The sequence below is a fragment of the Chromobacterium sp. LK1 genome (assembly GCF_001043555.1).
Taxonomy (GTDB): domain Bacteria; phylum Pseudomonadota; class Gammaproteobacteria; order Burkholderiales; family Chromobacteriaceae; genus Chromobacterium; species Chromobacterium aquaticum.
Window position 1 is genome coordinate 51,523 of sequence record NZ_LDUI01000016.1, and the last position, 19,631, is coordinate 71,153.

The following is a 19,631-nucleotide window of genomic DNA, read 5'->3' on the forward strand; positions in this document are numbered from 1 at the left end:
GCTGCCCAGTTTAGCGCAAGCCCAGGGCGGGAGAACAGGGGGATGGCCGCGCGGGGCACGGCCGAGCGTCGGGAAGCCGCTCACTGCCCATCGCGCTGCGGCGCGGTCGTGCCGAGTGCGGGTGGTTTTGAAATGCGCATGCGCCGCATGGGCATTTCGCGTGTTCCGCCGTTTTCGCCAGTTCCCGCTCGGATTCGCGGGAGCTTGCGCGGTCTAGCGGCGTTGGCCGGTTTTCTGGATCAGGCTTTGGATGTCTTCCAGTTTGATGACATCGTGTTCCAGGCTGCGGCTGATCAATTCCAGCAAATAGGTTTTCTTGAATACCGGGGAGCCTTCCCACTCGCTGCCCGGCTGTCCGATCATGCAGGGTTGGGTGATGATGGCGGGTTCGCCATCAATCACATCCAGCGCGAATTCGTCTTCCGAGATTCTCATTTTGCGGTTTCCTCTGTCTGGTGCCGCGCGTGACTGGCTTGCTCTGGATATTCGCCGTTTTACGCGTGGCATTGTGCTGCCTTTAATTGTTTTTATTAATACTTTTTTAGTTATTTAATTTTTGCCTGCGAGTATCTTGCCGGTGCCATGAATGTTATAGTGTTGCGGTTTTATTATATTGTCTTTCTATTTAAAATAATAGCAGTTGGGGTGGGTGAAATATCTGAATGCAAACAGTATGTTTCATTTGGCTGTTTCCCTGATTCATGATGGTTAAAATAGGGTGGCCATGGTTTCGTGTTAAATTAAAATAATGATTTTCGCTATTGGTTTGTTTTTCATGGAGGGGCTGAATGAGCAGGGCGGCGTGGAAAGAAGAGGGCGAAAGCGCGGCATTGCTGCGCAATGCATCGAAAAACCTGGCTTATCTGATGGAGCGCGCAGGTGTCGATGCCGCGCATTTGAGCGAGGCGATCGGCCTTGGCGTGGCGACGATCAACAATATCAAACGCGGGGTGGGCAATCCCACCTTGCTGACCCTGATGGAATTGGCCCGGTTTTTTGACGTCAAGCTCAGTGATTTCATCGAAGGCGAGCTGGGGCGGGGCGCTCGAGAAAGCCGTGCCGCACGGGCGGTGCCTCTGGTCAAGTTCACTGAGGTGGGCCTGTTTTGTGATGGCATGGCGATAGAGCCGGACCGTTATTTCGTCGACGCCGCCGGTTTCGACGCCGATGACGCGTTCGCCGTGGTGCTGAACAACGATGCGCTGTTTCCCAGCTTTTCCCAAGGCAGCGTTTTCATTGTGGCGCGCAAGGAAAGCCCGGCGGATGGGGACGTGGTGCTGGTCCGCATTGCCGGCCAACCTCCATGCTTCCGCCGCGTGTTCATCGACGGCGAGCATTGCCTGTTTTCAAGCATTTCCTTGATGCATGATCTGCAGCCGTCCATCTGCCGCGAGTTCGAGGTACTGGGCGTCGCGGTCAAGGCAATCAAAACTTTCAGCGCGGGATGAGTAGAGTGGAGCAATTCAGGGTTTACGGTCTGATCGTCGGCTTGTCGGTGACCATCATGGTGGTGTGCGATTCGCTGGTGTACAAGACTTTGGATATTCATGGCTTGAAGATCACCGCCAGCGGCATCGTGTTTTCGCTGTGCTATCTATTGTCCACGGTGTCCACCGAGGTGTACGGCTATAAGCTGGGCGGCCGCACGGTATGGATACTGGTGGCGTGCCAGACATTCTTCGTGTTGATAATCAACGCTTTTGCGCTGCTGCAGCCGGACAATAACGAGATCTCGAAACAGTATTACCTGCTGTTCAACGAGTTCTGGCGGGTGATGGTGGGCACCTGGATTTCGGTGCCGGCGTCTTACTTCTGCAATGGCTTCGTCGTGTCGCGGATGAAGGTGTTCTTTGCCGGACGCCTGTTCTTCGTCCGCTATGTGATCGCGTCCATGCTGGCGCAGGCGGTGTTGCTGATGACCGCTTATCCCATCAGCCTGTCGTCGCGCTACAGCGGGCAGGAGCTGGTCAACATCATCGCCACCACCTGGTCTTACAAGGTGCTGGTTTCCATCATCCTGCTACCGGTGGGGTATTACCTGGTGGGCGTGGTGAAGCGTATCGAAAAAACCGATTACTTCGATTGGAGCGTGTCGTACAACCCGCTGACCGTGTTCAAGGACGACGACGAGGCGGTGAAGAGAAACCACTACGCGATGGAGGAAGCGCATGAGAGTCGCGCAAATATCTGATGTGCACCTGTTCGCCGACCGCGACGGCCGGCTGCAGGGCTACGACACTTACCGCGAGTTCGACCGGGTATTGTCCCGGCTGGAGCAGCGGCACGCGGCGGAACTGGACGCTATCTGGGTGACCGGCGATATCTCGCAGGACGAGAGCCGGGAGTCCTACCAATGGTTCGCCGAGAGACTGGAGCAGACCGGCCTGCCGGTGCACTGGCTGCCCGGCAACCACGACGCCGCGCCGCTGGCGACCGAGGTATTGAGCGCGTATGGCTGGATGCGGCCGTTGCAGCGGCTGGAAACCGCGGACTGGCTGGTGCTGGCCTTGGACTCGGTGCAGCCGGGGATAGACGACGGCCATATCAGCGAGCAGGCGGCGGAGGCGTTCAGGCACAGCCTGGCGGCGGCGCAGAATCCTGCCAAACGCTGCGTGGTCTTGCTGCACCATCATCCGGCGGCGGTGGGCACGCCGCTGCTGGACAGTTGCATGCTGCAGAATACCGAGCGTTTCTGGGCCTTGATGGCGGAGGTGCCCAATCTTCAGTTATTGCTGTGCGGCCATGTGCATGGAGATTACCGTCTGCGCGCCGGCGAAGTGCCGCTGGAAGTGTGTCCGGCCACCTGCTTCCAGTGGCGCAAGGGCACATCGGAGCTGGATACCGAGGACCGGCGCGGCTACAAGTTGCTGGAATTCGACGCGGCGGGCTTCCGCAGCGAGACGGTGATGTTCTAGCGGCGGCTGCGCGGGTCAGGTCGCTTATTCGCTATCGCTTGACCGCGCGCAGCTCAAGCACCTTGCTGGCGGCGTCTGGCGCCGCGGTGTTCCGGCGCCGGGCCTCCACCGCCGCCGCGCTGAACTGGCGGCTGAAGTTGCGGCCTTTCAGAAAGCCGGTGGTATAGGCGATCTTGCAAATATCTTGCGCGCTCAAATCCGAAAAATAATCGATATTCTGGCAGATGCTTTCGCCGGAACAGGTTTCGCTATTGCCGTGGATGTGGATGCGGTATTGATTGCCGCGCAGTTCGGCCTCGACTTTGCAGCGCTTGCGCTGGGCTTGCAGATTGTTTTCCAGCAGCGCGATCTTGATCAGGTCGCGCGGATTGATCGCGGACATGATTTGATTACTGGCCAGAATATCCGCATGGGACAGTTTCACAAAATCGTGGCTGCCATAAACCTTGAACAGGTAGAGAAACTCTTTGGAGTTTTTCTTGGGCAGCCTGTCGCATAGCGCCAATTGGTATGGCGGGTTGAACACGCTGATGATCCATTTTTTTATTTGAGCCAGAGAAAGAGCGCGCATCGTGCATGACCCCCTGCATTAAACGCGCTCTAGTTTACCCAAAGCCGGTATTTGTTGCTTGAAGAAATGTTTTTGGAATATTTACATTATTAATATATTAATGGAGAAAATGTCGACCGTGATTGGCTTGGATCACGGCCGATATTCCGTTCCGGCCGGCGCCGGGCGCGGGCGCGGGCGTCAAGCGTTGGCGGCGCGATCCTGCAAGGGCAGGAACAGTTCGCTGACGGCGTCGGCTTCGGCCACGTCCGGGTAAAAGCGCAGGCGCTGCAAAAATAGCGGAAAGTCGCGCGGCTGTTCGCCGCTGGCGGGCAGCCACTCGGTGTACAGCCAGCGCGCCTTGGCGCCCAGTTCGGCATCGGAGCCCAGATGGCGCAGCCGGGCGCAGCGTCCGGCCGGAATCAGCGCGGCGCGCACGCCCTGGGGGTTGGCGGCGATGGCACGATCGGTGGCCGCGCACAAGCCGATGCGAAACGCGTCCGGCGCGCAGTCATCCGGATCGGTGTACAGCAGGTTGTAAGTGGCGCTGGCGCTGGGCGGCAGTTGTTGCTGCCGCCGCCAGGCGATGAAGTCGCGCAGGCTGTCTCCCAGCCGCGCGGGGTGGCCGCGGTGTTCCAGCAGCGCTATTGGGGTGGCGGGAAAATCGACGATGTCGACGACAAAGGGGGCATGGACGGACGGCATGGCGCGGTTCCTCAGTTGGCGCAGGGTTTGCAGATGGCTGTGCCAAGGCAGCCAGCGCGGCTGCCGCCGGAAGGCGGACGGGCTCTGGCCCACCGTTTGCCGGAAGGCGCGGGCGAAGGCCTCCGGGCTGCGGTAGCCGCTGTCCAGCGCGATGTCCAGCACCGGGCAGCGGCGGAAAGCCAGCCGCTCGCCGGCGCGCCGCAGCCGGCAGAGCTGCACATAGCGGTGCAGGCTGATGCCGAAACGGGCGCGGAACAGGCGGTGGAAGTGAAAGCGCGAGCAGGCCGCCACCCGGCTGAGTTGCTCCAGGCTGAGGTCGGCGTCCAGGTGGGCGTCGATATAGGCCAGCGCTTTGCCCAGCCGTGGTTCGAGGGTGTTCGGCATGCATTTCCTCCTTGGCGCCGCCAGTCTAGCGCGGTGGTGGCGCGGCGCGCCTGACCGATCTTGCGCTATTGCCGCGCCGGCTTGGAGCGTGTTGGCGATCTCGCGAGCTAGAGCGAGACAAGGCGTACACACCGTGTAATGCATCCACGACGCGCAGCAGATCGTAAACAGACGCTCAGGCCAGCGGCTTGAACATCGCCACCCTCCGGCGCAGACCGTGTTCGGCCTCGGCACGCAGCACGGCGCGCAGCCAGGGCGGGCAATCGGCGGCGGCGATGCTCTGAAAGCCGCGCCCTTGATAGAAGGGGGCGTTCCAGGCCAGGTGTTCGAAGGTGGTCAGCGTCAGCCGGCGCAGGCCCAGGCGGCGCGCGACGGCTTCCGCGTGCGCGATCAGCGCCGAGCCCAGACCCTGCCCTTGGCGGCTGGGGCAGACATCCATTTCCTGCAGGTGCAGGCTGTCGTCGTGACGGCGCGCCAACAGGAAACCGTGGACGCCATCGGCATCGGCCGCCGCCCATAGCAGGCCGGCGGCGCAGGCGGCGCTCAGCTCCTCCGTGGGCAGGGTGTCGGCGGACAGCGCCGGCGGTAGATCTTGCGGATCGAAGCGGGCGGCGGCGGCGCGCTCGATAGCGGCTAGCCGGACGAAGTCTTCCGGCGTGGCCGGCCGGATGCGCATGCGTTCCATGTCAGCGCGCTTCCCGCCACAGGCCCTGATAGTCGCGCGGCAGCCCGTCCGGGGTGACGCTGATCTCGGCCTGGAACGCGCCTTGGCGCGACTCGTAGCGGTAGCCGAACTCCGACAGACGGGTGTAACGCTGAGGCAAGGGCGCCAAGGTCAGCTCCGGAAATTGCAGCCAGGCGGCGCTCAGTTCCAGCGCCGCGCCGATCTCGAGCCGGCCGCGGCGGATGGGCAGCAGATTGGTGGCGGGGGTGAAGGCCAGGTCGATGTCGACGCAGCCTTGCACCTGCGGCTGCTCCACGCCGTTGAGCAGCCAGCGGCGCTCGGCGTCGGCTTCCAGCAGCAGTTCAATACGCTGGCCGCCGCGATAGCCTTGTACCGTCGCGCGCCGAGTGCTCCAGTCCGGCGCGCAGTCCACCTGGTAACGCAGCAGGCAGTTGACGCCGTCTTCGACGAAGATGGCGCAGCCGCTGAGACGCGGGCCGTGTTCGCCAGCCTCCAGCGCCGCGTAGTCGTGGCCGGAAGTATCCAGCCTTTGCCAGATAATGGCCTGGTGTTGCGTGATGTCGTGCATGCGTGGCCGATTTTCGGTGTTTCGGTAAACAGACCAGCATGATATGTCATTTGCCTGGGCTTGGGCAGCGCGGCGGAAAGAGTCCTGCTTCCCTGTGCCTTCCGCAAGCGCGGTAGATTGTAAACACAGTCTCAGAACCTGTTCAAAGTCTGCTGCGCTGCGGCGATACGGCGTTGAAAACAAGCTCAAAATGCTCATGTACCACGTGTACATTCCGCTTTTTCGCTCGTTTTCGCCTTGTCTCGCCCTTGCTCGCGAGATTTTGAACAGGCTCTTAGGCCGGCAGCAGCGCCAGCGCCTGTTCCAGGCGCAGCGGGGTTTCATCCAGCAGCGGGCGAGTCAGGCTCAGCGGCGCATCGTCAGCCGCCAGCGGGTTTTGCGGCAGCAGCCGGTGCTTGAGCACCAGGTGGGCCAGCGCCAGCCGGCGGTAATCGCCGTCCGGGTCCCGGGCGGCCTCCCAGGCCATGAACACGGCGCTGGCGCAGTGGTAGAGCGCGCTGGCGGCGCGCCGCGCTTCCACGCTGTCTGCCTGGTCGAAACTGGCGGCGGCGAAGTCGACGGCACGGTCCAGCGCCAGCCGCAAGCCGGCGCGCGACGGCGCGGGGACGCCGGCGTCGGCCAGCAGCCTGGCCAGGTAGGCATGCAGCGGCGGCAGCGTGGCTTCGCGCCGCGCCGAGCGCGCCACGTCCAGCGCCACGATATTGCTGGTGCCTTCCCAGATCGAGCCGAGCAATGCGTCGCGCACGATGCGCGGGTCGGACCATTCCTCGATGTAACCGCAGCCGCCACGGACTTCCATCGCGTCCTGGGTGACCTGGCGCGCGTCGCGGCAGGCGCGGAACTTGATCAGCGGGGTGAGGATGCGCGTCAGCTGCGCCGCTTCGGCGTCGCCGGCCGCGGCGCGATCCATGCAGGCGGCCAGGTGCAGGAACATCGAGCGCGCCTGCTCCGTGGGCAGCAGCATTTTCAGCAAGGAGCGCTGCATCAGCGGCATGTCGATCAAATGCCGGCCAAAGGCCTGGCGATGGCGGGCGGTGTGCAGCGCCTCGGCCACGGCGCGGCGCATCAGGCCGGCGGAGCGCACGCCATTGGACAAGCGCGACAAATTGATCATGGTGGCCATCTGCTGGAAGCCGCGGCCCACTTCGCCCACCAGATGGGCGCTGGCGCCTTCCAAGTGGATCTCGCCGCTGGCGATGGAGCGGCTACCCAGCTTGTCCTTCAGGCGGACGATGCGGTAGCGGTTGGGCTCGCCGTCAGACAGCAGACGCGGCAGCAGGAACAGGCCAAGGCCCTTGAAACCGTCCGGCTCACCGTCGACATGGGCCAGCACCATGGCCAGGCCGGCGTCCGGATTGGAGCAGAACCATTTGTCGCCTTCCAGCCGCCACTCGCCGTCCTGCCGGTAGGCGCGGGTTTCCACCCGGGACACATCGGAGCCGGCGCCTTGTTCGGTGATGAACATCGCGCCCTGGCACAGCTGCTCGAAATCCTGGCTCAGCAGCGCGGGCAGATAGCGCTCTATCAGCGCCGCGTCGCCGTGCAGCGATAAGGTGCTGCTCAGCGAGTCGGTCATGCTCAGCGGGCAGCACAGCCCGAACTCGGCCTGTACCAGCAGATAGGTGAACGCGTACTTGGCCAGCCGCGGCAGGCGCTCCGGCCAATCCAGCACGCCGGGGCGGTGGCCCTGCGCCGCCAGGCCGTATTCGGAGAAGGCCAGCCGCTCCAGCTCGATAAAGGCCGGGTGCTTGTCTATGCTTTGGCGATCCTGCCCGGTGCGGGTGCGCGGGTTCAGCGTGGGCGGGTGGCGATCGGCGGCGCGCGCCAGTTCGTCGAGGTGGCCGCCGGCCGCCGCGCCCAGCGCGCTCAGCCGCGGTTCCAGATGGCGGTATAGCGCGTCCGGCAGGTAAATCCGCAACAGGCCGGCCAGGCTGGGGTCGTTAAGAAAGAGGTTGTCGCCGTGGCGGTCGGGAATCGCTGTTGGCTGATCCGGATGCATGGTGCTTCTCCTGCGCGATGGGGCGAAGCCCATTGTTGGCATAATGGCCTGGGAGCGGAAGTACCGTTTTTGGCTCGCGCGATACCGAAAAGTTATCGCCGCCGGGAGGCGGCCGAGAGAGGAGGCGCTATGGATTTACGGCAATTGCGTTATTTCGCGGCGGTGGCGGAGGAGCTGCATTTCGGCCGCGCCGCGCGGCGCCTGCACATTTCCCAGCCGCCGCTGAGCCTGACCATACGGCAGCTGGAGCAGGAAATCGGCGCCTTGCTGCTGGAACGCGGCAACAAGACGGTGGCGCTGACCGCGGCCGGCGCGGTGTTGTACCAGCAGGCCGGCCGCCTGCTCAAGCTGGCCGACGAGGTGGCCGACACCGCCAGGCGCGCCGGCCAGGGCCTGGCCGGCCGCATCCGGGTGGGTTTTGTCGGCGCGATGTTGTTCCGTGGGCTGCTGGACGGGGTGCGGGTCTTTCAGCGCCAGGCGCCGGGGGTGGAGGTGGAGTTGTGCGAGATGAATACCGACGAGCAGATCCGCGCGCTGGAATTCGAGCAGATCGATGTCGGTTTCATCCACGCCGGCAATCTGCCGGCACGGGTGGAGCGGCAGTTGCTGTTGCGGGAGCCTTTTCTATGCTGCCTGCCGCGCGGCCATGTCTTGGCGCGCGGCGCGGCGGTGGCGCTGGAGCGCTTGCGCGAGGAGAGCTTCATCCTGTTTCCGCGCGAGGTGTCCGCCCATTACTACGACCGCATCGTCGCGCTGTGCGCGCAGGCCGGTTTCAGCCCGCGGGTGCGGCACGAGCTGCGGCAGTGGGGCGGCATCGTGCAGATGGTGGCGGGCGGCATGGGGGTGACGCTGGCGCCGGCCTCGCTGGGTCGGGCCGCGGCCGGCGGCGCGGTGCTGCTGCCCTTGGCCGGCGCGGAGGCTTATTCCGAGACCCTGTGCATCTGGCGGCGGCAGCGGGGCGCGGCCACGGACGGCTTGATCGCCGCGGTGGCCGCCGCGATCAAGGATTGAGGCCGGCGAGCGCCGCGCGTTCCCGCTGGCGCCACAGCAGGGTGGCGGCCAGCGCCAACAGCGCCAGCGCGCCGCCGGCGACGAAGGTGCTGGCGCTGCCGTGGCGGTCCCACATCCAGCCGGCCAGCACGCTGGCCAGCAGCAGGCACAGGCCGCTGACCAGATTGAACAGGCCGAAGGCGGTGCCCTTCATGTCGGCAGGCGTTTCCTCGGCCACCAGCGTGGCCAGCAGGCCCTGGGTAAAGCCCAGGTGCAGGCCCCACAGGGCGATGCCGGCCAGGGTGGCGGCGATGGAGCTGGACAGCGCCAGCGTGGCGTCGGCCAGGATCAGGATCATCAGGCCTAGCGCCAGCAGCGCGCTTTTGCTGCAGCGGTCTGCCAGCACGCCCACCGGGTAGGCGGTGAGCGCGTAGACCAGGCTCATCACCACCATCACCAGCGGCAGCCAGCTCAGCGGCAGGCCATGGCGCTGCGCCAGCAGCACCAGGAAGGCCTCGCTGAAGCGGGCCAGGGTGAATAGCGCGCCGATGGCGACCACCCACCAGTAGCGCTTGGAGAACTGGCGCAGCAGCGCCAGCCGCAGCGGCGAGCGGAAGGGCTTGCGCTCGGCGCCGGTCGGTTCGCGCACGCCGGCGACGATCAGCAGCACCGCCAGCAAGGCCGGCAAACAGGCCCACCACAGCACTTGCTGGATGTCGTTTGCCAGCCAGAACATCAGCGCGATGCCCAACAGCGGGCCGGCGAAAGCGCCTATGGTGTCCATGGACTGGCGCAGGCCGAAGCAGGCGCCGCGGATTTCCGGCGGCGCGACGTCGGCCACCAGCGCATCGCGCGGCGCGCCGCGTATGCCCTTGCCCACCCGGTCCATCAGCCGTGCGGCCAGCACGGTTTCGGCGCTGTGCGCCAGCGGAAACAGCGGCTTGCTCAGCGCCGCCAGGCCGTAGCCCAGCAGCAGCAAGCCCTTGCGCCGGCCCCAGTAATCGCTGATGGCGCCGGAGAACACGCGCAGGATCAGCGCGGTGGATTCGGCCAGGCCTTCTATCAGGCCCAGGGTCAGCGCGCTGACGCCCAAGGTGGACACCAGGAATACCGGCAGCAGCGCGTGGATGATCTCGGAGGACATGTCCATGCACAGGCTGACCAGGCCCAGGGCCCAGATGGTGGCGGGGATGCGGGGCTGCATGCGGGAGGCCTTTCTCGATGGGGGAATGCGTTCACGGCAGGCGCCACAGGCTGAGCAGCAGGCCGGCCAGCGCCGCGCCGGCTATCACCGGCATCGCCTTGACTTGTCGTTTCAGTAGCGCCCAGGCCGCCAGCGCGGCGATGGCGGTGGCGGCCCAGTCCACGCCGCCGCGCCAGCCTTGCGGCCACAGCACATGCCAGCCAAAGAATAGGGCGAGGTTGGCGATCACCCCGACCACGGCGGCGGTGATGGCGGTCAGCGGCGCGGTTAGCCGGATCTGTCCATGGCTGTGTTCGATCAGCGGGCCGCCGGCCAGGATGAAGACGAAGGAGGGCAGGAAGGTGAACCAGGTCACCAGCGCCGCGGCCAGCGCGCCGGCCAGGAACAGGTGCTCCGGACCCAGCAGCGCCTTGGCGTAGCCGCCGACGAAGCCGACGAAGGCCACCACCATGATCAGCGGCCCCGGCGTGGTTTCGCCCAGCGCCAGGCCGTCCAGCATCTGGCCGGCGCTTAGCCAGCCGTAATGCGCCACCGCGCCCTGGTAAACATAGGGCAGCACCGCGTAGGCGCCGCCGAAGGTCAGCAGCGCGGCCTTGGTGAAGAACCAGCCCATCTGGGTGAAGCCGCCGTGCCAGCCGTAGACGGCGGCGAGCAGCGCCATCGGCAAGGACCACAGCAGCAGGCCGGCCAGCACGGCGCGGCCGAGCCGGAGCCAGGAGAAGCGGGCGTGCGCCGGCGGCGGGGTGTGATCGTCGATCAGCGCCGGGCCGTAATGCGCGTCCGCGCCGCCATGGCCGCCGGCCTGGAACCAATGTGGCCGCAGCCGTCCGGCCAGCGCGCCGATCAAGGCCGCCGCCAGCACGATCAGCGGGAAGGGCGTTTGCCACCACGCGATGGCGCACAGCGAGGCCAGCGTCACGCCCCACAGCCAGGGCCGTTTCAGCGTGCGCGTGCCGATGCGCCAGGCCGCCTGGGCCACGATGGCGACCACCGCGGGCTTGATGCCGTAGAACAGGCCGGCGATCCAGGTTAGGTGGCCGTAGGCGATATAGACCCAGGACAGCAGCACCAGCAGGAAGAAGGACGGCAGCACGAACAGCGCGCCGGCGGCGACGCCGCCCCAGCCGCGGTGCAGCAGCCAGCCGATATAGGTGGCCAGTTGCTGCGCTTCCGGCCCGGGCAGCAGCATGCAGTAATTCAGGGCGTGCAGGAAGCGGCGTTCGGAAATCCAGCGCCGGCGCTCCACCAGCTCCTGGTGCATGATGGCGATCTGCCCGGCTGGGCCGCCGAAGCTGATCAGGCCCAGCTTGAGCCAGAAACGGAGCGCTTGCCGGAAGCCGACGGGGGCGGGCGCGGCGTCGCGGGGGCTGGGCGGCATGTTCAGGTCTCCTTGGCGAACTGTTGGTAGAGCCCGTCCCAGATGTTGGAAGCGGCGGCCAGCAATTGGTCGTCGTCGTTCAGCGCGGCGCGTAAGCCGGCCAGCACGGTTTCCACGCCGCTGGCTTCCGGCGGCGCCGCGCCGCCCACATCCAGATAATGCACTAGCGCGGCCAGCCGCCGCAGCGGCGGCGCGTCCAGGCCAAAGCTGGCCAGCAGCACCTCGAAACTGACCTTGTCGCCGACATGGGTGAAGGCGGCGCCGTCGAAATCGAAGCCCAGCGCCTCCGGCGGGCAGTCGCCGGGCGCGGCCAGCCACAGGATGCGCGCCTGCGGATCGATGAAGCGGCGGATCAGCCAGGCCGAGGCCAGCCGGTCCACCCAGGGGCGGCGGCGGGTGGCCCAGATCCGGCCCTGGTGGTCGGCGATGGCGCGGCGCGGAATCTGCATGTCCCGGCTATGGGGCTCGCCCGGAGACAATTGCTGCTGGATGGCGGCTTCCAGTTGTTGCAGCGCGGCCTGCGCCTGTTGCTGGGCGGCGCCGGGGAAGAAGTCGATGGCGGCGATGCCGGCCAGGGCCTTGCCCAGCCGCCGCCATTGTTTCAGGCGCTCGGCGGCGTTGTCGGGGTCCAGCCCGCTCAGTTGCTCCTGGATGTCCTGCCGCAGCTGCTGATAGTCGGCGTCGCGCTGAAACAGCGGCGGGAAATCGCTGCCGTCCAGCGGCCGGCAGGCCAGCAGCCGCGCGACGCCGCCGTGTTGTTGGATGTCGGAGGCGATGGCCTCCAATTGTTGCAGCCGGGCGTTGCTGCCGGGCAATAGGTAGGCGCCGTCGCGCAGCGCGGCTGAGCCGCAGGCTTTCAAGGCGCGCCAGGCGCGCATGCGCGCGGTGGCGTTTTCGGTGGGCAAAGAAGTGATCAGCAGCAACCAGTCCATGATGTGCTCCATTTTTTGTAGCGTATTCTACAATTATATAGTGATCAATATGTATTTGTTGGGGCGCATGGCGAAGTTGGACTCAAGCTTGGCCGGCGCGTGGTCGATAATCTAAATCGGGCTCAACAGAGACGGGAGACGAAGATGAAGCGATGGCAGCAATGGTCGGCGCTGTTGTTGGCGGCGGCGCTGGCGGCGCCGGCGCTGGCCAATCCGCCGGAAGGCAAGGGCCAGGGGCATGGCCAGGGCAAGCACATGGATAAGGACAGGGAGGCGACGGACAAGGACTTGGTGGCGGCGGGCATCAGCGTCGCCGCCGCGCGGCGCTTGGCGCTGGACTCAGGGGTGACCGGCTATAAATCCTTGCCGCCGGGCATGCGCAAGCGCCTGGCGCGTGGCAAGCCCTTGCCGCCCGGCATCGCCAAACAGGTGTTGCCGGCGCCCCTGCTGAACCAATTGCCGCGCCACCCCGGCTATGAGTGGCGGGCGGTGGGCGCGGACCTGGTGCTGGTGGCGGCCAGCGGCTTGATCGCGGATATCTTGCTGGACGTGTTGCGCTGATTCAGTCGGTTCACAAGACTTGGCGGTAGATCACCGCGTCCGCCAGCTCCGCCACCTGGTCGTACAAGCGGCGCGCGGTGTGGTTGTCGCTGGCGGTGCGCCAGTACAGCATGGCGGCGCCGTCGCCGCGCGCCCGTTCCGCCGCCGCCAGCAGCAGCGCGCGGGCGATGCCGCCGCCCCTGGCCGTCGGCGCAACGTATAGATCCTGCAGATAGGCGCTGTCCTGGATCTGGATGGTGCTGCGGTGGTAGAGCAGGTGGGCGATGCCCAGCAGCGCGCCGTCGGCGACCGCGGCCAGCCCGTGCACCGGTTCCGCCGGCGCGAGCAGGCGGCGCCAGGTTTCCCGGTCCACCTCCTCGGGCAGGGCGCTGACGCCGACGCGGCCGTAGAAGGCGTTGTAGTCGCGCCATAAGGGCAGCCAGCCGGCGTAATCGTCGGCTTGCAGCAAACGGATGGCGAAGGCGGCCTCAGCCATGGCGCGCTTCCGTCTCGCCGGCGCTGGCCATGTGTTCCAGCCCAGCCAGCACTTGCAGGCTGGCGGCTTCCATCATCGCGACATGCTCCACCGCGGCCTGGCTATCGCCGTCGGCGTGGGCGCGCAAGGCGTCCAGCGCCGCGGTGTGCACCTTGGCGTGCGGCGCTTCGATTTCGCGGAAGCCGGGCAGGTGGGAGAAGCCGGCGCGGCCTTCGCCTTCGTAATACCACTTGCCGAAGCGGCAGTGCTGATGCGAGCCGAAATGGCCGATGTCTTCGTCCGACAGACCGAACATCACTTGGTAGACACGGAATTTGTAGATCAGGTGATCCATCTTGGCCAGTTCGCAGAAACCGCGCAGCGCGGAGGCGGCGATGCTGCCTTCCATGCTGGTGGACATGTCCAGCAATTGCTTCATGGTGCCGGCGGCGGCCTCGCCATCCTGGCTGAAACTGGCGGCCTGCTCGGCCAATTGGCCCATCTGGCTGCGGCTGCCGGCGCTGTCGCCGCGGATCTGCTCCACCAGCTTGGCGATGTCGGCGGTGGCGGTGGCGGTGCGTTCGGCCAGCTTGCGCACTTCGTCGGCCACCACGGCGAAGCCGCGGCCCTGCTCGCCGGCGCGCGCCGCCTCGATGGCCGCGTTCAAGGCCAAGAGATTGGTCTGATCGGCGATGTCGCGGATCAATTGCACGATGCCGCCCACCTCTTGCGCGCGCGCGTCCAACTGTCCCACTTTTTCCGCCGCGCCCTGGGAGGCGTCGGCCAGCTTGGACAGATCGGCGGCGATCTGATCTATGGAATGGCGGCTTTGCTGTGAGATGCCTTGCGCGGCGACGGCGCGATCTTTTTCCCGGCTCATCACGCTGGAAAGCGTGGCCAGCGATTGCTGGGTGTCGGTCATCGATTGGGCGAAGGCGGACAGGTTGGCGATCAGCCCGCGCAGTTCCTGAATCTTGGCCTGGCTGGCGGCAAGCTGGCGTTCGGCTTCATCGGCGCGGCTGCGGGTGTGTTGCAGCTCCTGGCGCAACTGCTCCGCCTCCTGGCCGAGTTTCAAGCGTTCCGCCTGCTCGCGCGCGGCCTTGTCCTTGTTCCGGAACCACATTCCATTCTCCTCTTGAAGCTGGGCCGGCACAGGCAGGCATGGCTTGCGCTTGCATGTGGCCGGGTGATTTTAAATAAACGTTTAGCATTATCCGAATGCTGTCATGAATTCGCAATCATTTGTCTTTAATAAATTCTATCAATTATGACAAAAATCATAATTTGCAAGAATTGGCTGCTTGAAAGCATGGCCGTGACGGGTTGCCAGAAAACGGCAGCCAATCTGGCCAGCGTGTTGCCAGCTTGGAGGAGAAGGGGTCAGTCGCGTTCGATTAGCCTGTCATCGGGCAGGGTCAGGTAGATCAATACGCTCAGCAAGGTGATGAAAAAGCGGAAGGCATCCGGCATTCCGTTCCATTGCTTGGACATCCACATGCCAAACCATTCGCCACCCACCGACATGAAAGCGACTTGCCAAGTCAGAAATCCCAAGCTCAGGCCGGCCACCGCCCAGCGCTTGGCAAGCTGAAAGCCAAGATTGTCGGATTTTAGCGCCCTCAGTAACTGGACGCCGCCGACCCAGCACAGGAAGGCCGTAGCGATTTCCAAACCGATGATGCCGATATAGCCGGCATGGTGGACCCAGGGGGAGGCAATGGCACGATACATGATGCCGTTGCCAGGGGTGGTGGTATCCATCATGAACACATGCTGGACGAAAGCGAAATTGCTCGCATAGTCAGTGATATTGCCAAAGGCCGCCAGGGTGGCGAACAAAGCCATGGCGAGCACCATGCTGGTTTTGGAGAGGCGAATCATAAACATGGCTAAGCTCCGAAATAGATGAGGGAGGTGACGAGGCTCTGCGCGAGTTCAGGCTCATGAGCTGAGCGTATCGGTGGGGAGCGTGTGGCATTCCGAGCCCAAAGCGCGGGAAGCTGGGGTCGTGTAGGAGAAACACCGTGCGGAGTTGGATGCGAGCTCAGCCAAGCGGGAACATGAGGCGCGCACGGCTATCCGTGGTGCTCGAAGCGAATTCCAAGCCGGTGCTACTGGCTGGTTTGTAGCCTTGTTGGTTGGAAAGACAAGGTGGAATGACTGGACGCTCATGGCAGCAGAGTTAAGCCACCGCAGCTTGGACACTCATGAGCATCCTAATGTGATCAAGGGGCGTTTAGAACCTCTTCATGATCTGCCATACGGTGGCGGACGATAGAAAGGGGCGGTGAAAACCACATTTGGAATGAGGCGCGCTATTGGCGCATTCCGTTTTTCCCGCTGCAAGGTCTTGCCTCGGCCTTGCTCGCAAGTGATTGAACCGGCTTGGTCTGTGAAGGCTGTTTCAAGGCTGACGGTACCAGGGCCGGCGCAGCAACGTGGGCAGCAGGCTCTCGCGCAAGACGCCGACTTGCTGCCACAGGCAGCTGGCGAGCGCCGGATTGTCACGGTGCCAGCGCTTGCCGAACACCAGGTAGTAGTCCTTGCGTGACAACGGCGGCTGCAGGCGGACGATGCCGGCTTGCGGGTGGTCTTCCAGATAGCGGTCGCCGATATGGTTTTGCGTGGCGAAGGCGACGATGTGGCGCGCTTGCAGCTTGCGGAAATTCATCTCGCTGTCCTTGGCGGTTTCCACCTTGGCGCCCTTGGCGCGCAGATCGTCGGCGATGGACCAGCCGGCGTTGACGCCTATCGCCCCCAGCGCGGGCAGATTGCCGCCGTTCCAGGCCGGCGGTGTGTTTTTCAGCGCGTACAAGGAATAGGCCAGCGTGGTCAGACGGTAGCGTGGGTCCGGCGTGCCGCCGCGCAGCGGATAGTCGAAATAGGCTTCGCGCTCCTTGCTGTGGGAGAACATGAAGGCGGCGTCGTGCTGGTCGTGCTGCATCTCGGTGAGCAGGCGCTTGCCGGGCAGGCGCGACAGCTTCAGCGTCACGCCGCAAGCCTTGGCCGCCGCTCGCGCCATCTCCACCACCGCGCCGGGGTGGGGCGGCATGTCGGCGCCCTCGCCACTCATATAGGGGTCCGATGCCACCGCGCCATAGACCATGTCCAGCGTCGGCGCGGCCGCCGCGGCTTGCGCGCTCAGCGCCGCGATCAGCAGTCCTATCTGTTTCAAGCCCAATCCACGCATCCATCGCTATCGCCTGCGCAGAGGGTAACAGCGCCGGACTCCCTTAGCATAGAGTTCCGCGCCGGGGTTTCAATATTCCCGTTCCGCCTGTCGCGCCAGCATGCGCTTCAACTCAGGCACGCAGGAACCACAGACGCCGCCGCAGCCCAGCCGCGCCTTGAGTCCGGCCAGGTCCGCGCCGTCGGCGATGGCCGCCTGGATGCGCTCGGCGTCCACTTGCAGGCAGTTGCAGACGATGCGCGCGGCGGCGGGCGCGGCCGCGGCGCCGGGGACCAGCGCGCTGAGCCGGCTGCCGGGCCAGGGCCGGCCGCTTTGCATCGCGGCAAGCAGCCGCGCGCCGTCGTCCTGGCCGCCGGCGAAGACGTAGGCCCAGGGCGCGTCGTCGCGCCAGGCGATGCGTTGTTCCAGGCCGCGGCGCGCGTCGCTGAAGGTTTGCAGCTGCGGGCCGCCGTCCAGGTCCAGCAGCCAAGTCAGCTCGGCCAGCCAGTCCGGCCGCGGCTGGGCGTGGGCGGCGTTCAGCACCAGGATGTCCGGCGGGCGCAGGCTGAGCGCGGCGTAGCCGCAGCCGGCCAGCAAGGGCTGCAGCCGCGCGCGCAGCGCCGGCAGGTCCGGGTGGCGGCTGGCGGCGCGCACCCGCCACGGCAGTTCGGCGCGTTCCACCCGCACCGCGGCGTGCTTGAGTTCGGGCTGGAACGATTGCGGGTCCACCGCCGGCGAGCAGGCCTGGTTGACGCCGCCGCTGTCCAGATGCTGGCCGCTCCAGTGCATGGCGGCGAACACGCAGCCGCCGGGCAGTTCCTCGCTGAGCGCCAGTGGCAGCACCAGACCGCCGCGCCGGCTTTCCACCCTGACCAGTTCGCCGGCCTGGAGGCCGCGGCGGGCGGCGTCGGCCGGGTGCATGTCCAGCGTCGGTTCCGGCGCGTGGGAGAACAGCCGCGCCACCCGGCCGCTGCGGCTCATGCCGTGCCATTGGTCGCGCAGCCGGCCGGTGAGCAGGCGGAAGGGGTAATGGGCGTTGACCGCGTCCGCCGGCGGCCGGTAGGGCGTGGCGTGGAACAGCGCGCGGCCGTTGGCGGTGGCAAAGCGGCCGTCCTCGTAACGCCGAGCCTGGCCGGCGGCCGCGCCGGCCGGGAACGGCCATTGCTGCGGGCCGTCGCGCTCCAGCCGCGCGTGGCTGAGGCCGCTGAGGTCCAGATCGCGGCCGGCGGTCAGCGCCGCGTGTTCGGCGAACACCGCCGCCGGTTCGCTGTGTTCGAACAGGCTGGGCGCGTCCGGGTAGAGCAGCCGTTCCAGCCGGCGGCCCACTTCGGCGGCGATCCAGCCGTCGGCGCGCGCCTCGCCCGGCGGCGGCACGGCGGCGCGCACCCGGCTGATGCGGCGTTCGGAGTTGGTGACCGTGCCTTCTTTTTCGCCCCAGCTGGCGGCGGGCAGCAGCGCGTCGGCGCAGGCGGCGGTGTCGGTGTCGGCGTAGGCGTCCTGGACGATGACGAATTCGGCCTGGGCCAGCGCCTGGCGCGCTTGCTCCAGGTCCGGCAAGGAGTGGGCGGGATTGGTGCAGACTATCCACACCGCCTTGACCCGGCCGGCCTTGAGCGCGTCGAACAGCGCGATGGCCGGCAGGCCGGGGCGGTCGGAGAGCCGCTCCGGCGGCACGCCCCAGTGGGCGGCCACTTCGGCGCGGTGTTGCGGGTTGGCGATGTCGCGGTGGGCGGCCAGCATGGTGGCCATGCCGCCCACTTCGCGGCCGCCCATGGCGTTGGGCTGGCCGGTCAGCGAGAACGGGCCGGCGCCGGGGCGGCCGATCTGGCCGGCGGCCAGGTGCAGATTGATCAGCGCCAGGTTTTTGGCGGTGCCGTGGCTGGACTGGTTCAAGCCCATGCAGTACAGCGACAGGCTGGCCGGGCTGCGGCCGAACCATTCGGCGGCGGCGGTCAGATCGGCCTCGGCGATGCCGCACAGGCCGGCGGCCTGGCGCGGCGAATAGTCGCGCAGCAGGCGCTTGAGCGCGTCGAAGCCCTCGGTGTGGGCAGCGATGTAGCTCTCGTCTATCAGCCCTTCCCAGATCAGGTGGTGCAGCATGCCGTTGAACAGCGCCACGTCGCTGCCGGGCTGGATCTGCAGATGCAGGTCCGCCAGCGCCGCGGTGTCGGTGCGGCGCGGGTCCACCACGATCCACTTGCGGTCCGGCCGCGCCGCCTTGGCGGCCTCCAGCCGGCGGAACAGCACCGGGTGGGCGTAGGCCGTATTGCTGCCGGCCAGCAGCACGCAATCGGCCAGGTCCAGGTCCTGGTAGCAGGTGGGCGGACCGTCGGCGCCCAGCGCCAGCTTGTAGCCGCTGACCGCGCTGGACATGCACAGCCGGGAGTTGGTGTCGATATTGTTGCTGCCGATCAGGCCCTTGGTCAGTTTGTTGAACAGATAGTAGTCCTCGGTCAGCAATTGGCCGGAGGCGTAGACCGCCACCGCGTCCGGCCCGTGGCGGCGGATCACGTCGGCCAGCCGCTCGGCCACGGTGTCCAGCGCGCTGTCCCAGTCCACGCGCCGGCGCGCGGCGTCGCGGGTCAGCCGCAGTTCGGGGTGCAGCGCGCGGCCGGACAGGCTGGCGCAGCTGTCCGCCAGCGCCAGGCCTTTGCTGCACAGCCGGCCGTGGTTGGCGGGGTGGGCCGGGTCGCCTTCCACGCCGGTGACGCGCGCGCCGTCGCTGTGGATCAGCACGCCGCAGCCGACGCCGCAGTAACAGCAGGTGGAGGGGGTGGTGGTCATGGCGCGGTCCCCGGGTTCACAGTTGCAGGTAGACGTCGCCGTCGCGCAGGCTGACCGGGAAGCGTCGCGCGCAGCCGCGGTCAGGCGCCTGGGCTTCGCCGTCGTCCAGATTGAGGGTCCAGCCGTGCAGCGGGCAGGTGACCGCCGCGCCGTGCACCAGGCCCTGGCTCAGCGGGCCGCCCTTGTGCGGGCAGCGGTCCAAGAGCGCGAACACTTGCTGCGGCTGCGGCCGGAACAGGGCGATGTCGCCGTCGTCGCGAGCCAGCACGCGGCTGCCCAGCAGCGGGATGTCGTCCAGCGCGCAGATGCGCAGCCAGCGGGAGGAGGGGGGCGGGGTGGGTTCCATGGCGGCC

At 66.3% G+C, this 19,631-nt stretch carries 20 protein-coding genes; 5 read left to right on the forward strand and 15 right to left on the reverse strand.

Annotated elements, in window-relative coordinates:
- Positions 1 to 213 precede the first annotated feature (213 nt).
- Entirely contained in the window at positions 214 to 435 is a 222-nt protein-coding gene (locus tag VI26_RS07650) for a hypothetical protein (RefSeq protein ID WP_048409150.1), read from the reverse strand.
- A gap of 353 nt (positions 436 to 788) precedes the next feature.
- On the opposite strand from VI26_RS07650, the gene VI26_RS07655 reads away from it, so the two are divergent.
- The 3 genes from VI26_RS07655 to VI26_RS07665 are packed head-to-tail and all read left to right on the forward strand — an operon-like array spanning position 789 to position 2,915.
- Positions 789 to 1,448, forward strand: a complete 660-nt coding sequence (locus tag VI26_RS07655) for an XRE family transcriptional regulator (RefSeq protein ID WP_048409151.1) — start codon at positions 789 to 791, stop codon at positions 1,446 to 1,448.
- Between the two features lie 5 nt (positions 1,449 to 1,453).
- Complete coding sequence (locus VI26_RS07660; protein ID WP_197081416.1) at positions 1,454 to 2,191, forward strand: VUT family protein; 738 nt, start codon at positions 1,454 to 1,456, stop codon at positions 2,189 to 2,191.
- A complete protein-coding gene (locus tag VI26_RS07665; protein WP_048409153.1) occupies positions 2,169 to 2,915 on the forward strand; it encodes a metallophosphoesterase in 747 nt (248 codons plus the stop codon). Before VI26_RS07660 ends, VI26_RS07665 begins: the two co-directional genes overlap by 23 nt.
- 31 nt (positions 2,916 to 2,946) lie before the next feature.
- Here the strand turns inward: VI26_RS07665 and VI26_RS07670 are convergent, their stop codons facing one another.
- The 5 genes from VI26_RS07670 to VI26_RS07690 all read right to left on the reverse strand — a co-directional run bounded on the left by VI26_RS07670 (position 2,947) and on the right by VI26_RS07690 (position 7,806).
- On the reverse strand, positions 2,947 to 3,441 hold the full coding sequence (locus tag VI26_RS07670; RefSeq protein ID WP_156183791.1) for a hypothetical protein: 495 nt from the start codon (positions 3,439 to 3,441) through the stop codon (positions 2,947 to 2,949).
- A 225-nt stretch (positions 3,442 to 3,666) separates the two neighbouring features.
- On the reverse strand, positions 3,667 to 4,554 hold the full coding sequence (locus tag VI26_RS07675; RefSeq protein WP_048409155.1) for a GyrI-like domain-containing protein: 888 nt from the start codon (positions 4,552 to 4,554) through the stop codon (positions 3,667 to 3,669).
- A 175-nt stretch (positions 4,555 to 4,729) separates the two neighbouring features.
- Entirely contained in the window at positions 4,730 to 5,239 is a 510-nt protein-coding gene (locus VI26_RS07680) for a GNAT family N-acetyltransferase (RefSeq protein ID WP_053074311.1), read from the reverse strand.
- Position 5,240: 1 nt separating this feature from the next.
- Positions 5,241 to 5,807, reverse strand: coding sequence for a putative glycolipid-binding domain-containing protein (locus VI26_RS23775; protein WP_048409156.1), 567 nt, complete (start codon positions 5,805 to 5,807; stop codon positions 5,241 to 5,243).
- Positions 5,808 to 6,081: 274 nt separating this feature from the next.
- The gene (locus tag VI26_RS07690) at positions 6,082 to 7,806 is read right to left on the reverse strand and encodes an acyl-CoA dehydrogenase family protein (RefSeq protein ID WP_048409157.1); all 1,725 of its coding nucleotides are present in this window, start codon (positions 7,804 to 7,806) and stop codon (positions 6,082 to 6,084) included.
- Positions 7,807 to 7,935: 129 nt separating this feature from the next.
- Between VI26_RS07690 and VI26_RS07695 the strand changes: the two genes are divergently transcribed.
- Positions 7,936 to 8,817, forward strand: a complete 882-nt coding sequence (locus VI26_RS07695) for a LysR family transcriptional regulator (protein ID WP_048409158.1) — start codon at positions 7,936 to 7,938, stop codon at positions 8,815 to 8,817.
- On the opposite strand, the gene VI26_RS07700 is transcribed toward VI26_RS07695, so the two are convergent.
- The 3 genes from VI26_RS07700 to VI26_RS07710 are packed head-to-tail and all read right to left on the reverse strand — an operon-like array spanning position 8,807 to position 12,310.
- Positions 8,807 to 10,000 carry an MFS transporter gene (locus tag VI26_RS07700; RefSeq protein ID WP_048409159.1) on the reverse strand — a complete coding sequence of 398 codons (1,194 nt, stop codon included), beginning with the start codon at positions 9,998 to 10,000 and terminating at the stop codon, positions 8,807 to 8,809. The two genes, VI26_RS07695 and VI26_RS07700, sit on opposite strands and share 11 nt — an antisense overlap.
- Positions 10,001 to 10,031: 31 nt before the next feature.
- On the reverse strand, positions 10,032 to 11,378 hold the full coding sequence (gene chrA, locus VI26_RS07705; protein ID WP_048409160.1) for a chromate efflux transporter: 1,347 nt from the start codon (positions 11,376 to 11,378) through the stop codon (positions 10,032 to 10,034).
- Positions 11,379 to 11,380: 2 nt separating this feature from the next.
- Positions 11,381 to 12,310: a chromate resistance protein ChrB domain-containing protein gene (locus VI26_RS07710; protein WP_048409161.1), complete on the reverse strand. Its 930-nt coding sequence runs from the start codon at positions 12,308 to 12,310 to the stop codon at positions 11,381 to 11,383.
- A gap of 144 nt (positions 12,311 to 12,454) precedes the next feature.
- Here VI26_RS07710 and VI26_RS07715 point away from each other — a divergent pair, with 144 nt between their 5' ends.
- The gene (locus VI26_RS07715; RefSeq protein ID WP_048409162.1) at positions 12,455 to 12,871 is read left to right on the forward strand and encodes an anti-virulence regulator CigR family protein; all 417 of its coding nucleotides are present in this window, start codon (positions 12,455 to 12,457) and stop codon (positions 12,869 to 12,871) included.
- Between the two features lie 10 nt (positions 12,872 to 12,881).
- On the opposite strand, the gene VI26_RS07720 is transcribed toward VI26_RS07715, so the two are convergent.
- The 6 genes from VI26_RS07720 to nirD form a co-directional block, all read right to left on the reverse strand.
- Positions 12,882 to 13,346, reverse strand: a complete 465-nt coding sequence (locus VI26_RS07720) for a GNAT family N-acetyltransferase (protein WP_048409163.1) — start codon at positions 13,344 to 13,346, stop codon at positions 12,882 to 12,884.
- Positions 13,339 to 14,448: a methyl-accepting chemotaxis protein gene (locus tag VI26_RS25235; protein ID WP_048409164.1), complete on the reverse strand. Its 1,110-nt coding sequence runs from the start codon at positions 14,446 to 14,448 to the stop codon at positions 13,339 to 13,341. Before VI26_RS25235 ends, VI26_RS07720 begins: the two co-directional genes overlap by 8 nt.
- 257 nt (positions 14,449 to 14,705) lie before the next feature.
- Positions 14,706 to 15,212: a DUF2165 family protein gene (locus tag VI26_RS07730; RefSeq protein ID WP_197081417.1), complete on the reverse strand. Its 507-nt coding sequence runs from the start codon at positions 15,210 to 15,212 to the stop codon at positions 14,706 to 14,708.
- A 517-nt stretch (positions 15,213 to 15,729) separates the two neighbouring features.
- Positions 15,730 to 16,500, reverse strand: coding sequence for an ABC transporter substrate-binding protein (locus VI26_RS07735; RefSeq protein WP_197081418.1), 771 nt, complete (start codon positions 16,498 to 16,500; stop codon positions 15,730 to 15,732).
- An 84-nt stretch (positions 16,501 to 16,584) separates the two neighbouring features.
- Positions 16,585 to 19,278, reverse strand: a complete 2,694-nt coding sequence (locus VI26_RS07740; RefSeq protein WP_048409166.1) for a nitrate reductase — start codon at positions 19,276 to 19,278, stop codon at positions 16,585 to 16,587.
- Positions 19,279 to 19,294: 16 nt separating this feature from the next.
- Positions 19,295 to 19,624, reverse strand: a complete 330-nt coding sequence (gene nirD / locus VI26_RS07745; RefSeq protein WP_048409167.1) for a nitrite reductase small subunit NirD — start codon at positions 19,622 to 19,624, stop codon at positions 19,295 to 19,297.
- Between the last annotated feature and the right edge of the window lie 7 nt (positions 19,625 to 19,631).